Annotated in this window: 14 protein-coding genes and 1 riboswitch; of the genes, 2 read left to right on the top strand and 12 right to left on the bottom strand. The window is 62.5% G+C overall.

Going from position 1 to position 14,276, the window contains the following annotated elements; translation table 11 throughout:
* Positions 1-18 precede the first annotated feature (18 nt).
* The gene (locus CNX70_RS05190) at positions 19-2,328 is read right to left on the bottom strand and encodes a UvrD-helicase domain-containing protein (RefSeq protein ID WP_096233827.1); all 2,310 of its coding nucleotides are present in this window, start codon (positions 2,326-2,328) and stop codon (positions 19-21) included.
* A 108-nt stretch (positions 2,329-2,436) separates the two neighbouring features.
* Between CNX70_RS05190 and CNX70_RS05185 the strand changes: the two genes are divergently transcribed.
* On the top strand, positions 2,437-2,712 hold the full coding sequence (locus CNX70_RS05185; protein ID WP_096233826.1) for a hypothetical protein: 276 nt from the start codon (positions 2,437-2,439) through the stop codon (positions 2,710-2,712).
* The gene (locus tag CNX70_RS05180; protein WP_096233825.1) at positions 2,709-3,233 is read left to right on the top strand and encodes a GNAT family N-acetyltransferase; all 525 of its coding nucleotides are present in this window, start codon (positions 2,709-2,711) and stop codon (positions 3,231-3,233) included. Before CNX70_RS05185 ends, CNX70_RS05180 begins: the two co-directional genes overlap by 4 nt.
* Before the next feature lies 1 nt (position 3,234).
* Here CNX70_RS05180 and CNX70_RS05175 read toward each other — a convergent pair whose 3' ends face one another.
* From CNX70_RS05175 to CNX70_RS05125, 11 genes are all read right to left on the bottom strand, one after another.
* Positions 3,235-4,089 (bottom strand): hypothetical protein, encoded by an 855-nt coding sequence (locus tag CNX70_RS05175; RefSeq protein ID WP_157750907.1) that lies wholly within the window; start codon positions 4,087-4,089, stop codon positions 3,235-3,237.
* Positions 4,090-4,428: 339 nt separating this feature from the next.
* Positions 4,429-5,535, bottom strand: coding sequence for an S-(hydroxymethyl)glutathione dehydrogenase/class III alcohol dehydrogenase (locus CNX70_RS05170; RefSeq protein WP_096233823.1), 1,107 nt, complete (start codon positions 5,533-5,535; stop codon positions 4,429-4,431).
* Between the two features lie 26 nt (positions 5,536-5,561).
* Positions 5,562-6,194 carry an ANTAR domain-containing response regulator gene (locus CNX70_RS05165; RefSeq protein WP_096233822.1) on the bottom strand — a complete coding sequence of 211 codons (633 nt, stop codon included), beginning with the start codon at positions 6,192-6,194 and terminating at the stop codon, positions 5,562-5,564.
* Between the two features lie 79 nt (positions 6,195-6,273).
* A complete protein-coding gene (thiE, locus tag CNX70_RS05160) occupies positions 6,274-6,885 on the bottom strand; it encodes a thiamine phosphate synthase (protein ID WP_096233821.1) in 612 nt (203 codons plus the stop codon).
* Positions 6,886-6,895: 10 nt separating this feature from the next.
* Entirely contained in the window at positions 6,896-7,651 is a 756-nt protein-coding gene (locus tag CNX70_RS05155) for a hydroxymethylpyrimidine/phosphomethylpyrimidine kinase (RefSeq protein WP_096238286.1), read from the bottom strand.
* Between the two features lie 8 nt (positions 7,652-7,659).
* Positions 7,660-8,454, bottom strand: a complete 795-nt coding sequence (locus CNX70_RS05150; RefSeq protein ID WP_096233820.1) for a thiazole synthase — start codon at positions 8,452-8,454, stop codon at positions 7,660-7,662.
* Positions 8,455-8,469: 15 nt separating this feature from the next.
* Complete coding sequence (gene thiS / locus CNX70_RS05145) at positions 8,470-8,673, bottom strand: sulfur carrier protein ThiS (protein ID WP_096238285.1); 204 nt, start codon at positions 8,671-8,673, stop codon at positions 8,470-8,472.
* A gap of 20 nt (positions 8,674-8,693) precedes the next feature.
* Complete coding sequence (gene thiC, locus CNX70_RS05140) at positions 8,694-10,607, bottom strand: phosphomethylpyrimidine synthase ThiC (RefSeq protein WP_096233819.1); 1,914 nt, start codon at positions 10,605-10,607, stop codon at positions 8,694-8,696.
* Between the two features lie 79 nt (positions 10,608-10,686).
* Positions 10,687-10,802: riboswitch (TPP riboswitch) on the bottom strand.
* An 83-nt stretch (positions 10,803-10,885) separates the two neighbouring features.
* Positions 10,886-11,140 carry a hypothetical protein gene (locus tag CNX70_RS05135; protein WP_096233818.1) on the bottom strand — a complete coding sequence of 85 codons (255 nt, stop codon included), beginning with the start codon at positions 11,138-11,140 and terminating at the stop codon, positions 10,886-10,888.
* A gap of 39 nt (positions 11,141-11,179) precedes the next feature.
* Positions 11,180-11,986: a response regulator gene (locus CNX70_RS05130; protein WP_096233817.1), complete on the bottom strand. Its 807-nt coding sequence runs from the start codon at positions 11,984-11,986 to the stop codon at positions 11,180-11,182.
* Between the two features lie 28 nt (positions 11,987-12,014).
* Entirely contained in the window at positions 12,015-14,258 is a 2,244-nt protein-coding gene (locus CNX70_RS05125) for a PAS domain-containing hybrid sensor histidine kinase/response regulator (protein WP_096233816.1), read from the bottom strand.
* Positions 14,259-14,276: the final 18 nt, after the last annotated feature.

The raw sequence follows: 14,276 nt of genomic DNA, 5'->3' as shown, positions 1-14,276 counted from the left end.
GCCCGCGTTGGTGTCGGATCACCGTCCCAATCGTTCCAGCTTGGCAATCCCCAGGTCCAGCACCTTCATGCCATGCTGTCCGAAGTTGATTTGCGCGCGCGCATTGCCGCCGCCGCCTTCGATATTGACGATCACGCCTTCGCCGAACTTGGCGTGCGCCACCGATTCGCCGATGCGCCAGCCGCCACCCGTGGCTTTTTGCGCGATCTTTTGCGCAATCGCATTGTCCGACCCCAGGCTGGCCACCTTGGGCGCTTCGTCCCAGGCCGACTTGCGGTTGCCGAACCAGTTCGCCTGCACCTTCGGCGACAGCCATTTCAGCGCTTCTTCCGGCAACTCGTCAAAGAAGCGCGACTTCATGTTGTAGCGCGTCTGGCCGTGCAGCATGCGCGTCTGCGCAAAGCTCATGTACAGCCGCTTGCGCGCGCGCGTGATGGCCACGTACATCAGCCGGCGTTCCTCTTCCACGCCATTGTCTTCCTTCGAGCTGCTTTCGTGCGGGAACAGGCCCTCTTCCAGGCCGGTAATGAACACGTTGTCAAATTCCAGACCCTTGGCCGAGTGCACCGTCATCATCTGCAGCGCATCCTGGCCCGCCTGCGCCTGGTTGTCGCCGGCTTCCAGCGAAGCATGCGACAGGAAGGCGGAGAGCGGCGACATGACGGCCGGCAGCGGCGCATCGGCGTCGAGTATCTCGATGCCATCCTGGTTGACGACGGGCGCGCCCGACTGCGCCTGGGCGGCTGGTCCCAGATGGGCCGGTGCCGCCTGGCCGAAACCTTCCTCGGAAACGAACTGGCTGGCCGCGCTGACCATCTGCTCCAGATTCTCGATGCGGTCGGCGCCTTCTTTTTCATTCTGATAATGCTGCAGCAAGGTACTCGCTTCCAGCACCACCCGAACCATTTCCGGCAAGGATAGTTGCTGCGTTTCGAAACGCACGCCTTCAATCAATTTCACGAAGCCGGCCAGCACGCTGCCCGCCTTGCCCGCCACGTAGGGCACGGAGGCGTACAGCGAAATGCCGTACTGTTCCGACGCGGCCTGTAATTGCTCGATCGAGCGCATGCCGATACCGCGCGTGGGGAAATTGACCACGCGCAAGAAAGCGGAGTCATTGTGCGGATTGTCCATCAATTGCAAATAGGCAATCGCGTGCTTGACCTCGGCGCGCTGGAAGTAGCGCTGGCCACCGTACACGTGGTACGCAATGCTGGCTGAAAACAACGCATGTTCGATCACGCGCGACTGCGCATTCGAGCGGTACAGAATCGCGATTTCGCTGCGCGAGGCGCCATCGGCGATCAGGCTTTTTGCCTCTTCGATGATCCACTGCGCTTCCTGCAAGTCGGAACTGGCTTCATACACGCGCACCTGCTCGCCATGGCCCGCGTCCGTGCGCAAATTCTTGCCCAGGCGCTTGCTATTGTTCGCGATCAACACGTTGGCGCTGTCGAGGATGTGGCCGTGCGAGCGATAGTTCTGCTCCAGCTTGATCAAGTTCTTCACCTGGAACTCGTGCTCGAAGGCGCTCATGTTGCCGACATTCGCGCCGCGAAACGCGTAGATGCTCTGGTCATCGTCGCCCACGGCAAAAAGGGCGCCACCATCGCGGCTGCCGTGGCCGGCCAGCAATTTCAACCAGTTGTATTGCAGATTATTCGTATCCTGGAACTCATCCACCAGAATGTGGCGGAAACGCGCCTGGTAGTGTTCGCGCAAGGGCTGGTTGCGGCTGAGCAATTCGTACGTGCGCAGCAGCAATTCGGCAAAATCGACGACGCCTTCGCGCTGGCACTGGTCGTCGTACAGCTGGTACAGCTCGACCATCTTGCGCTCGTGCGCGTCATACGCTTCCACGTCCGTGGCGCGCAAGCCCTGGTCCTTGGCGTTGTTGATGAAATACATCACCGTCTTCGGCGGGAATTTTTCATCATCGATATTGTTCGCCTTCAACAAGCGCTTGATCACGGACAACTGATCCTGCGAGTCGAGGATCTGGAACGTTTGCGGCAAGGCCGCGTCGCGGTAATGCGTGCGCAGCAAGCGGTTGCACAGGCCGTGGAAGGTGCCGATCCACATGCCGCGCGTGTTGATTGGCAGCATGGCCGACAGGCGCGTGAGCATTTCCTTGGCGGCTTTATTGGTAAACGTCACGGCCAGGATGCCGGGCGGCGATACCTGCTGGGTCTGGATCAGCCACGCGATGCGGGTGGTCAGCACGCGGGTCTTGCCCGAACCGGCGCCAGCCAGGATCAGCGCATGCTGGGCCGGCAAGGTGACGGCAGCCAATTGTTCGGGATTGAGGTTGTGAAGAAGATTTTGCATGCCGTGATTATACCGGCATGGCTAAAAATACTGTGCATTTGTCCAGCGGTCGCGCCAGTTTTCCATGTGCGCGCTACAATCGGCGTCCCGACACAGCGGCTGTATCCCATGACACCCCCCACTCACCTCGACGGCGCCTGCGTACTGGCCTGGGCCTGGTCCGACTTGCCGTTCGGCCATGTCACCGATGAGCATGGCGCCGCCCCCATCGCCATCCACGGCCTGGCCGTGTGCCGCTACGCAGACGAGGCGCGTGTTTATCGCTTCAGCTGCGACGCACACTGGGAAACGCTGCAGGATGCCGTGCATGCCAGCGTGGACGAGGCCAGGGAGCGGTTGCCGGCGCAATACAGCGCCGTGGCCGCCGTGTGGAACACGCCGTGAACTACGCCATCCGCGCAGCCACCCGCGCCGACCTGCCGTTGCTGGCCCAGGTCGAGCGCAGCGCAGCAGCCCTGTTTGCGCAGGCCGGGCCCGGACTGGCGTGGCTGGTTCACGGTGAACCCTTGCCACTGCGCACCTTGCAGGCGCTGCAGCAGCATGGCGGAGTGTGGGTGGCCGCCGATGGGCAGGACAGGCCATCGGGCTTCCTGGCCGCCCAGCCGCTCGACGGCCAGTTGTTCATCGTGGAATTGTCCGTTGCACTGCCACATCAACGGCAGGGACTGGGCGTGCGCCTGATCGACGCGGCGGCGGCCCACGCCCTGGCGCTTGGCTGCGCTTGCCTGACACTGAGCACCTACCGCCATCTGCCTTGGAACGCGCCCTACTATGCGCGCCACGGTTTCAACGAAATCGATGCCGTAGCACTGGGCGCGGGTCACGCGCTCAAGCTGGCGCGCGAAGCGCAGGACGGGCACGACCCGGCGCTGCGCTGCCTGATGCGCAAGCCGCAGGCGCACTGACTCAGCGCACCGGCTTTGCCTTGCCTTCGCTGAGTGCCTGGGCGATCACCTGGCGCGTGGTCTTGTCGGCTGCTTTCGATGCCCTTTCCTGCTGGCGTCCCAGCGCTTCCATTTCCTTGCCCAGGGTTTCCATCGGCTTGCCACGCTGATCCATCTGACGCGACAGCGCATCCACTTTGGCCGCTTCGCGCTCTTGCGTGGCGGCAATGCGATCGTTGACCTCTTCCATGGCATCCTGCGCATCCTCTATCTGCTGCTGCAGGCGCTCCACCTCGCGCCCTGCCGCACGGCGCGCTGTCTCCGTGGTCGCTTGCGCCTGGCGGCGCGCCGCCTCGCCCATCTTGCGGCCCAGTTCCTGCTGCTGGCGGCCCAGCGTTTGCAGCTGCTCCGCATCGCGCGTAACGCCATTCGCCTGCGCTGCGCCATGGGCGCCCATCTTGCGGCCCATTTCGCCCATGGCCTTGCCATGTTCGCTCATCTGCTTGCCCAGGCCGCTCATTTCCAGCCCCAGCTGCTGCGACGGCTTCCAGGCGTCGCGCACGCGGGTCAACAGCGCGGCATCCTGCGTCACATAGCCCTTGCCCTGGTCACGGAACCACAGGAAATGCCCCTTCAGCGAACGCTGCAGCTGCTTGATCTGCTGGCCATCGACATCGGTGCCTGCCATCGTGACGCTATCCTCGCTGCTGTCGACGAGCGCATAGCCATCGCCGCTACCCATGGAGATATTGATTTTCTTGCTGGGCGCGGCCGGTGCGGTCGGTGGCACGGGCGGCTCGGGCGGCTGCACGGCCAGCGCGCTGCTGCCAAGCACGATACCGGCCAGGCTGAGGATCAAACGGTGGGAAGTGGACATGGCTGCCTCGTCGCAAAAGTAGTGGAGCGTTGACTGTAGCGGCGGATGGCTCACGGCTCCAGCATGGTGCGACAGGCTGCACAAAAGCTGGCCTGGACGGCAGGCTTGCGCGACGGATGGCGGGCCGTGGGCAAAAAAAAGGAGGCCAGGGGCCTCCGTAAAACCGCTGTGGTACAGCGACGAGCATCACGATAGCCGCTGGCCGCCGGCACTGCCAGCGCCGTGCGATGAGCTGCCGGGATGAAGGATCGGGCGGCCCATAGGCCCGATGGATGGTAAATGCGGCGGCAAAAAAAGCGGAGGCCGCAGCCTCCGCAAAAACGCCGTGGTACGGCGTAATTAATACAGCACGACGGAGCGGATCGATTCGCCGCTCTTCATCAAGTCGAAACCCTGGTTGATATCGTCCAGTTTCAAACGGTGCGTGATCAAGTCATCGATATTGAGCTTGCCTTCCATATACCAGTCGACGATCTTCGGCACGTCCGTGCGTCCGCGCGCGCCACCGAAGGCGGAACCTTTCCATACACGCCCCGTCACCAGCTGGAATGGACGGGTGGAAATCTCCTGGCCGGCCGCCGCCACGCCGATGATGATGGACTGGCCCCAGCCCTTGTGGCAGCACTCGAGCGCCTGGCGCATGGTGGTGGTGTTGCCGATGCATTCGAAACTGTAATCGGCGCCGCCATCGGTCAGCTGCACGATGGTGTCAACCACGTTGTCCACTTCGTTGGCGTTGACGAAATGCGTCATGCCGAACTTGCGCGCGATGGCCTGGCGCGCCGGATTGATGTCGACGCCAATAATCTTGTCCGCGCCGACCATCTTGGCCGCCTGGATCACGTTCAGACCGATGCCGCCCAAGCCAAATACCACCACGTTGGCGCCCGCCTCGACCTTGGCCGTAAACAGCACGGCGCCCACGCCCGTCGTCACGCCGCAGCCGATGTAGCAGACCTTGTCGAAAGGCGCGTCTTCGCGGATCTTGGCCAGGGCGATTTCCGGCACGACGATGTAATTCGAGAAGGTGGACGTGCCCATGTAGTGGAAGATGGGTTTGCCGTCGATGGAAAAGCGCGAGGTGGCGTCCGGCATCAGGCCACGGCCCTGGGTCGAGCGGATCGACTGGCACAAGTTCGTTTTTTGCGACAGGCAGAATTTGCACTGGCGGCATTCCGGCGTGTACAGAGGAATGACGTGGTCATCCTTTTTCAGGCTTTTCACGCCAGGCCCCACGTCAACGACGATGCCGGCGCCTTCATGGCCGAGGATGGACGGGAAGATGCCTTCCGGGTCGGCGCCCGACAGGGTGTAGTAATCGGTGTGGCAAATGCCCGTGGCCTTGATCTCGACCAGTACCTCGCCCTCGCGCGGGCCGGCCAGGTCGACTTCTTCGATGGTCAAAGGCGCGCCCGCCTTCCATGCAATGGCTGCTTTGGTTTTCATGTATGTCCTGTGTATGGTTGAAACGCTTACTTGGTTTTCGCCCGGTTCAAAAAGGCACCGTGCAGGCCGTTCAGGGTTTCCTCGGCCAGCAGCAGCTGGCTGGCGATTTCATTGATCTTGCGGCGGCTGGAGCGGGCGTGGTCGCGCAGCACTTCGAAGGCCGTGTTGCGGTCCGTCTGGAACTTGCCCATCAGCAAGCCGACGGCCAGACTCGTTTCGCGTCCCGCAGCCAGGGCCGCGTTCAGGTTCAGCTCGGTACGCCGCAACTGGCGGATCTCGTCGGCACGCGCCAGGCCCGCTTCGAAGGCAGGCATCAAGCGGCCTTCGTCGACGGGTTTCACCACATAGCCGACGGCGCCGTAGGCGGCCGCCTGCTTGCCCGATTCGCTGTCACCGCTGCCGGACAGGAACATGAACGGCACGCCCGTCTCGCCATGCAGGCGCTTGGCCAGTTCCAGGCCTGACATGCCCGGCATGTGGATGTCGAGCAAGGCCAGATCCGGCTCGCGCTGGGCGACCATTTGCAGCGCCACTTCGGCCGAATTGGCCAGGGCCGTCTCGTAGCCGGCATGGCGCAGGATTTCGCCGAGGAATTCCAACAGGAGCTGGTCATCGTCAACGATCAGGATAAGGCGTTTCGCGGCGGCTGGCTGACTCATGGGTAAAGGGACCTCGGTAATGAATGATGTTCTTATTATATGCCGATTATTCCCCCAAATCAGCCTTCCATTCCCGTGCTCATGCCGCAAACAATTGATTGAATTGCTGCACTGCAATATCCATGTCGTCCGCTTGATAGACGCTGGTGATGGCCGCCACCATGTCGGCGCCGCGCGCCACCAGCGGCGCCGCGTTTTCCGGCGTCATGCCGCCGATCACCACGCACGGCAAGCTGATCTCGCGTTTGGCTTGCAGCACGATATCGAGCGGCGTGGTGACCGGGTACTTTTTCACCAGCGACGCATAAAAGCCGCCGAAGGCCACATAGCTGGCGCCGCCCGCCTCGGCCGTCCGTGCCAGGGTCATGTCACCATAACAGGAAGCGCCGACGATCTTGTCCTTGCCCAGGCGCGCGCGCACCTGCGCCACGGAGGCGTCCGTGCCGCCCACATGTACGCCGTCCGCGTCGAGCTCTTCGCACAGCTCGATAAAATCGTTGATGATGAAGGGCACGCCATATTTTCGGGCCAGCGCCAGCAAGGCGCCCGCCTGTTCGCGCCGTTGCTCCGCCTCGGCGCTCTTGTGGCGGTATTGCAGCAGGGCCACGCCTTCCTGCAAGGCTTGCTCACTCACGTCGAGCAGGCGGTCGGTGTCGTCCCAGTTCGGGGTGACCAGATACAGTCCACGCATGATGATTTCCTTATTGAATGAATCGTTGCGGCATGAGTTGACCTGGCGCAATCGCATACGCATCGGCCAGGGCCGCATGGCAATAGCTTTGCGCCAGATCCAGCGCTTCGGGCAGTGCCTGGCCCAGTGCCAGGCGCGCCGCGATGGCCGAGGCCAGAGTACAGCCGCTGCCGTGGAAGGCGCCCGGCAGGCGTGGCCAGCGCCATGTCTGCTCCCCGCCTCCGGCATCAAGCCAACGGTTGAGCACTTCCTCACCGTCGCCATGCCCGCCCGTCAGCAGCACGTGCTGGCAACCTTGCGCGCGCAAGTGTTCTTCGCCACCGAGGGCCGCCGCTTCCGGCCCGTTCGGCACGATCACGGTCGTCAGCGGCAGCAAGGGCGCCAGCGCCAGCACGGCATCGTCCCGGCTGAGCACGTCGCCATGGCCGCTGGCCAGTACGGGGTCGAGCACCACGGCCAAATCGGGCCGCGCCTGCCGCAATTGACGGACCAGTTGCGCGATGACAGCCGCATTCGCGGCACTGCCCGGGATGCCGATTTTCACGGCATGAATCGCGACCTTGTCGATCAGCGCCTGCGCCTGCCGGCGCAGCAATTCCGGCGCCACAGCTTCGACAGCAAACACGCGGTCATTGTCCTGCACCGTCAGCGCCGTGATCACGGGCAAAGCATGCGCGCCCTGCGCCGCAATGGCCAGAATATCGGCGGCAAGGCCGGCGCCGCCCGAAGGGTCGAGGCCGGCAAACACCAGCACAGTGTGGCGCATCGGCACCATCACGCCAGGCGGCCCGCCATCGGCGACGAAGGCGAGGCGGCAAATTTGCGCGGCATGCGCCCCGCCAGGAACGCTTCGCGCCCGGCCCGCACGGCCAGCTTCATCGCACGCGCCATGCGCACGGGGTCGCGCGCGCCAGCAATGGCCGTATTCATCAGCACGCCATCGCAACCGAGTTCCATGGCAATGGCCGCGTCCGACGCCGTGCCCACGCCCGCATCCACCAGCACGGGGACTTTCGCCTGGTCGATGATCAGCGACAAATTCCACGGATTCAAAATGCCCATGCCCGAGCCGATCAAAGAGGCCAGCGGCATGACGGCCACGCAACCGATGTCTTCCAGAATCTTCGCCTGGATGGGATCGTCGCTGCAGTAGACCATCACGTCAAAACCGTCCTTGACCAGCGCTTCGGCCGCAATTAACGTTTCCGGCATGTGCGGAAACAGGGTCTTTTCGTCGCCCAATACTTCGAGCTTGACCAGATTGCGCCCGCCCAGCAGCTCGCGCGCCAGTTGCAGGGTGTAGACGGCATCTTTCGCGTTGTAGCAACCGGCCGTGTTCGGCAAAATCGTGTACTGGTCCGGCGGCACGAAGTCGAGCAGGCTGGGCGCGTTCGGGTCTTGCCCGATATTCACGCGCCGGATGGCCACCGTGATGATTTGCGCCTCTGCCGCGTCCGTCGCTTCGCGCGTCTGCGGCAAGTCCTTGTACTTGCCGCTACCGACCAGCAAGCGTGATTGATACTGTTTTCCTGCGATGGTCAGCAGGTCGTTGTTGTTATTACTTGTCATTGCTTTTTCCTTAGTCTAGCCGCCGCCGATGGCGCGGACTATCTCTACTTGATCCTGGCTTTGCAAGGTCTTGCCCGGCCACGCCTTGCGCGGCACGACGTTGCGGTTGACGGCCAGCGCCAGCGCCTGGTTTTCCAGCGACAGGGCGGCGATCAGTTGGTCCAGGGTTTGCCCCGGCGGCACCTGGTGTGGCGCGCCGTTGAGCGTGATGGATATCAATACAGGCATCACGCTCTCCTTCAGACCTTGCGGTACAGCTCGGCGCCGTTCTTGATGAATTCGATGGCTTTCACCTCCATGCCCTGCTGGAGCGCCTTGTCTTCCGCGATGCCCATGCCGGCCGCGTATTCGCGCACTTCCTGCGTGATCTTCATCGAGCAGAAATGCGGGCCGCACATGGAGCAGAAATGCGCCACCTTGGCCGAATCCTTGGGCAGGGTTTCGTCGTGGAATTCGCGCGCCTTGTCCGGGTCCAGGCCGATGTTGAACTGGTCGTCCCAGCGGAATTCGAAGCGGGCCTTCGACAGGGCGTTGTCGCGGATTTGCGCGCCCGGATGGCCTTTCGCCAGGTCGGCCGCGTGCGCCGCAATCTTGTAGGTGATGATGCCGTCCTTCACATCCGCCTTGTTGGGCAGGCCCAGGTGTTCCTTCGGCGTCACGTAGCACAGCATGGCCGTGCCATACCAGCCAATCATGGCCGCGCCGATGCCCGAGGTGATGTGGTCATAGCCGGGTGCGATGTCCGTGGTCAGCGGTCCCAGCGTGTAGAACGGCGCCTCACCGCACTGCTCCAGCTGCAAGTCCATGTTTTCCTTGATGAGCTGCATGGGCACATGGCCGGGGCCTTCGATCATCACCTGTACATCGTGCTTCCAGGCAACTTGCGTCAGCTCGCCCAGGGTTTTCAGTTCGCCCAGCTGCGCTTCGTCGTTGGCGTCGTAGATGGAACCGGGGCGCAAGCCGTCGCCCAGCGAAAACGAGACGTCATACGCCTTCATGATGTCGCAGATGTCTTCGAAATGCGTGTACAGGAACGATTCCTGGTGATGCGCCAGGCACCATTTCGCCATGATGGAGCCGCCGCGCGAGACGATGCCCGTCAGGCGCTTGGCCGTCATCGGCACGTAGCGCAGCAGCACGCCCGCGTGGATGGTGAAGTAGTCAACGCCCTGCTCCGCCTGCTCGATGAGGGTATCGCGGAAAATTTCCCACGTCAGATCTTCGGCCTTGCCATTCACCTTTTCCAGCGCCTGGTAGATGGGCACGGTACCGATGGGCACGGGGCTGTTGCGCACGATCCATTCGCGCGTTTCGTGGATATGTTTTCCCGTCGACAAGTCCATCACGTTATCGCCGCCCCAGCGGATGGCCCAGGTCATCTTTTCCACTTCCTCGCCGATGGAAGACGTGACGGCCGAATTGCCGATGTTGGCATTGATTTTCACCAGGAAATTGCGGCCGATGATCATCGGTTCCACTTCCGGGTGGTTGATGTTGGCGGGAATGATGGCGCGGCCGCGGGCGATTTCCTCGCGCACGAATTCCGGCGTGATCTCGGCCGGGATGCTGGCGCCAAACGACTGGCCCGGATGCTGGCGGCCCATCAGGTCGGCCAGGCGCTCGCCCATGGGACCGGAGGCTTGCAGTTCGCGCAAATACTCCTGGCGGCGCATGTTTTCGCGGATGGCGACGAACTCCATTTCCGGCGTGATGATGCCTTGGCGCGCATAGTGCATTTGCGTCACGTTCTTGCCGGCAATGGCGCGGCGCGGCTTGCGGTGCAAGTTAAAACGCAGCTCGGCCAGTTTCGGGTCCGCCAGGCGGGCGATGCCGTAGTCGGAGGTGGGGCCGGGCAATTCTTCCGTGTCGGCCCGCTCCATGATCCACGGCAGGCGCGGCGTGTCGAGGCCCGAGCGGATGTCGATCTGCACGTCCGGGTCCGTGTAGGGGCCGGAGGTGTCGTACACGTAGATCGGTGGATTCTTTTCGCCGCCGAACGACGCTTCCGTGTCGGACTGGCTGATTCTGCGCATGGGCACGCGGATGTCGGGGCGGCTGCCTTCGACATAGATCTTGCGCGAATTGGGCAGCGGCGCGATGGCGGCTTCGTCGACCGTGGCGGTGGCGGAGAGGAATTTCGGGTTGGCGTTCATTTTGGCTCCTTGGCTAGACTTGTTTTAAGCCTGGAGCCAGCTAAGGAGGTTCGGAATTGCGCACGCGGAAAGGCGGGGTGCGTTCATCCTAAAGCTTCCCTTCGCTGGCATTATCCAGATCAGGTTCGGAGGGTATTTCTCACCCGCGCTTGCACTGTGTTTCCACAGCGAAAGGCAGGACCCCTAGCGTTTGCCGCCTTGCGGCAGCGAGCCAATTATACGCGGTTCACGCCGCGTGGCCAGATGATTTCTTGCTTTGTCGTCTTGGTGCTTCGGCCTTACTTCTTCTTGCCCCAGCGCCAGGCAGTCGGTTCGCCCTTCAGCTGGCAGATAAAAATGAGCGCGGCAACGATGGCCACTTCATACACGATGTAGCCGACCAGCATGGTTTGCGGCGGGAACAGGAAGGCGCCGCAGGCGAACAGCGCCAGCGCGGCCAGGAACACCAGCCAGCCTTGCCAGGTGATGGGCAAGCCCCAGCCCCAGCCATAGGTCTTGGCGGGAAACCAGTAGGAGGGAGATTTGTCAGCCATGATGCTTTCCTTGAGGAGATGGATAGCAGCAAGTATAAATCAGGCGCTGCGATGGCGCTCCGTGACATCGAGGCCGATGCCGCGGTAGCCGATGAAGCGGCTGCCATTGTCGAACATCGGTTCGCCGCTGACCTGCAGATACTGCGTGCTGCCGTCGAGGTTGGCGCGGCTGTAGATGAAGTCGAGGAACGGTTCGCGCGCGGCTATTTTTGCGTCGAGCAAGGCGCGTTCAGCCGCGTTCCAGCGCTGCGGCTCTTCCTCGCTGCCGATGCCCAGCATTTCAGCCACGGGACCGGAAAAGCGCGTCAGGTTGCCCTGCGCATCCTGTTCCCAGTACCAGTCGGACGACAGTTCCGTGAAGCGCTGGAAGCGCGCTTCGCTTTCGCGCAGCTCCGCCGTGCGTTCTTCCACCATCTGTTCCAGCGACTTGTTGTATTCGGCCAGCTTCTGGTACAGCAAACGCACTTCCAGCATGTTGTGGATGCGTGTTTTGACTTCCACCAGGTCGAAAGGCTTGCTGACGAAGTCCTTGGCGCCAGCCTGCAGCGCGCGCAGCTTGTGGCCGGGCTGGGCCGTGATCACCAGCACCGGCAGATAGCTGCCCGCCTCGATGTCGCGCAAGCCTTCCATGACTTCGAAGCCATCCATTTCCGGCATCTGCAAGTCGAGCAGGATCAGGTCATAGCGGTGCTGCTGGTGCAGCGCGTGCACGGCTTGCGGGTCCATGGTGGAGGTGATGCGCGTATAGCCGGCGTTGCGCAGCACCTGTTCCAGCAGCATGACGTTGGCCTCCTGGTCATCGACGATGAGGATGCTGGCGTTCAGGATCTCGGTGGCTTGAAGCATGGCGGTATTCCTAAAATTAAATGCTGAATTAGCGTACTGTGTGAGTGTCGTCGGCCAGGCCGTGCGCGGCCGCATGGTGCAGGGCCACGTCGAGCGCATCCATGAATTCGACGACCTTGATGGGCTTGGTCAGGTAACGGAAGAAACCCGCTTCCAGGCCTTTCTCGATGTCGCGCGGCACGGCGTTGGCGGACAGGGCCATGACGGGAATATGGCTGGTGAGGGGATCATCATGCAAGATATTCAGGGCGCCATAGCCGCTGATGCCGGGCAGGTTGATATCCATCAAGATCACGTCCGGCTGGTAGGTGCGCGCCAGGTCGATGCCCAGGTGCGCATCGATGGCCGTCAGCAGTTTCAAGTCGCTGCGGCGGGCGATCAATTGCTCCACCAGCGCCAGGTTGGCGGGATTGTCTTCCACGTACAGCAAGGTGCGCTGGCTTTCCTGGTCTTCCTGCACCACCGGCAAGGCGACGCCCTGTTCCAGGTGCAGTTCGGGCGCGCGCGAGGCCTTGAATTCCACCCAGAAGGTGGTGCCCACGCCGACCGTGCTGTCGACGCCGATGGTGCCACCCATCAGTTCGACCAGCTGCTTGGTGACGACCAGGCCGATGCCCGTGCCCTCTTCCGTGCTGCTTTCCTGGCCCAGGCGGTTGAAGGGCTGGAACAACTGACTCATCTGTTCGGCATTCAGGCCGGCGCCGCTGTCGGTGACGCTGGCGCGCACGCGGTCGGCATGGCGGCTGCACTCGACCTTCACGCTGCCGCCGCTCTGGTTGTACTTGATGGCGTTCGACAGCAGGTTGATCATCACCTGTTTCACGCGCGTGCGGTCGGCATGCACATAAAAGGACTTGCCGCAGCGGGGAAAATGCATGCTGATGCCGCGTTTTTCCGCCTGCGGCGCGATCATCGCCTGGCAATCCTGCAACACGTCGAGCAAGGACATTGCCTCTTCCGACATGGTGACCTTGCCCGACTCGATCATGGCCAGGTCGAGGATTTCATTGATCAAACGCAAGAGATACCAGCCACCCTTGAGGATCTGGTCGATCGAGCGCTGCTGCGGCAAGCTCGGTGCCGGCGTCTCGGACGCCATCAGCTGGGCAAAGCCCAGCACGGCGTTCAAGGGCGTGCGCAATTCATGGCTCATGCTCGACAGAAACTCGGACTTGGCCAGGTTCGCTTTTTCCGCCGCCTGGCGGGCCTTTTCCATTTCGATATTCGTGTCTTGCAAGGCTTGCTCGAACTGCTTGCGTTCCGTCACGTCGCGGGCGGCGGCAAACACGCCCTGCAACTTGCGGTCGCGGTCGTGGAAGGTCGAGGCGTTGTAGGAAACAAACGTCTGCTTGCCGTCGCGCGCCAGGGCCGTCAGCTCGTAATTGGTCACCTTTCCTTCGCGCAACACGCGTGCGATGGCTTCCTCGGCCCGTTCAGGTTCCGTAAAGTAATTCTTGCATGGCGCACCGATCAATTCGTCGCGCGTGCAGCCGGTCAGCGCTTCCATCTGCTGGTTGACGTCGCTGATGATGCCGCGCGGGTCCGTCGTCATCAAGGCATCGATATTCGATTCGATCAGCGAGCGCGTGTAAAACTGCTGGTCGCGCAAGCGCTGGTCCAGCAAGGCCTGTTCCGCCTCGACCTGCTTGCGGGCCGTGTTGTCGGTGCCGATCAGCAAGTAACCGATGACCTTGCTCTGCATGTCGCGCAGGGCCGTCACGGAGACGATGGCGGGGAAGCGGCTGCCATCCTTGCGAATGTAGGTCAGCTCATAGATGTCTTCGATGCCGCGCGTGGCCTTGAACACCAGCGCTTCCACACCGGGCGTGATGACCGTGTCGAGTTCGGCACTGAGAGCGGCGGCGCGCGCGATGATTTCTTGCGCGTCGGAAATACCGGCCGGGGTCAGCTTGTCGACCACGTCGCTCGCTTCATAGCCGAGCATGCGTTCGGCGCCCACATTGAAAATCTGGATCACGCCCTGCGCATCGGTGGCGATGCACGAGAAATTGGCGCTATTGAAAATTGCATCCTGCAAGGCGCCCGCCTTGAGCAACTGGCGCGGCAGGCTGGCCGACAGCGTGCGCCGGTACAGCGCCACGAGCAGCATCTGCAGCAGGAAGACCAGCGCATCGATGACGCAGGCCGTCTCGAACGGCGCGCGCCAGGCCAGCACGCCGATGGCCAGCAGCACGATGGCGCTGAATGAAAACGCCAGTGCCATGGGCCAGCGCGACGGTGCGCGCGGAGGAATGTTTTCAACAGATTGCATGAGGTAGCCTGGGCTGTA

The sequence above is a fragment of the Janthinobacterium svalbardense genome, from assembly GCF_002327145.1.
GTDB lineage: Bacteria > Pseudomonadota > Gammaproteobacteria > Burkholderiales > Burkholderiaceae_D > Janthinobacterium > Janthinobacterium tructae.
Note: the sequence above shows the minus strand (reverse complement) of the source record. Positions and strands in the feature narration are given on the sequence as shown.

Coding starts and splice junctions, on each gene's coding strand:
- CNX70_RS05190 (WP_096233827.1), bottom strand. CDS start 2,328: ATGCAAAATCTTCTTCACAACCTCAATCCCGAACAATTGGCTGCCGTC.
- CNX70_RS05185 (WP_096233826.1), top strand. CDS start 2,437: ATGACACCCCCCACTCACCTCGACGGCGCCTGCGTACTGGCCTGGGCC.
- CNX70_RS05175 (WP_157750907.1), bottom strand. CDS start 4,089: ATGTCCACTTCCCACCGTTTGATCCTCAGCCTGGCCGGTATCGTGCTT.
- CNX70_RS05170 (WP_096233823.1), bottom strand. CDS start 5,535: ATGAAAACCAAAGCAGCCATTGCATGGAAGGCGGGCGCGCCTTTGACC.
- CNX70_RS05165 (WP_096233822.1), bottom strand. CDS start 6,194: ATGAGTCAGCCAGCCGCCGCGAAACGCCTTATCCTGATCGTTGACGAT.
- thiE (WP_096233821.1), bottom strand. CDS start 6,885: ATGCGTGGACTGTATCTGGTCACCCCGAACTGGGACGACACCGACCGC.
- CNX70_RS05155 (WP_096238286.1), bottom strand. CDS start 7,651: ATGCGCCACACTGTGCTGGTGTTTGCCGGCCTCGACCCTTCGGGCGGC.
- CNX70_RS05150 (WP_096233820.1), bottom strand. CDS start 8,454: ATGACAAGTAATAACAACAACGACCTGCTGACCATCGCAGGAAAACAG.
- thiC (WP_096233819.1), bottom strand. CDS start 10,607: ATGAACGCCAACCCGAAATTCCTCTCCGCCACCGCCACGGTCGACGAA.
- CNX70_RS05135 (WP_096233818.1), bottom strand. CDS start 11,140: ATGGCTGACAAATCTCCCTCCTACTGGTTTCCCGCCAAGACCTATGGC.
- CNX70_RS05130 (WP_096233817.1), bottom strand. CDS start 11,986: ATGCTTCAAGCCACCGAGATCCTGAACGCCAGCATCCTCATCGTCGAT.
- CNX70_RS05125 (WP_096233816.1), bottom strand. CDS start 14,258: ATGCAATCTGTTGAAAACATTCCTCCGCGCGCACCGTCGCGCTGGCCC.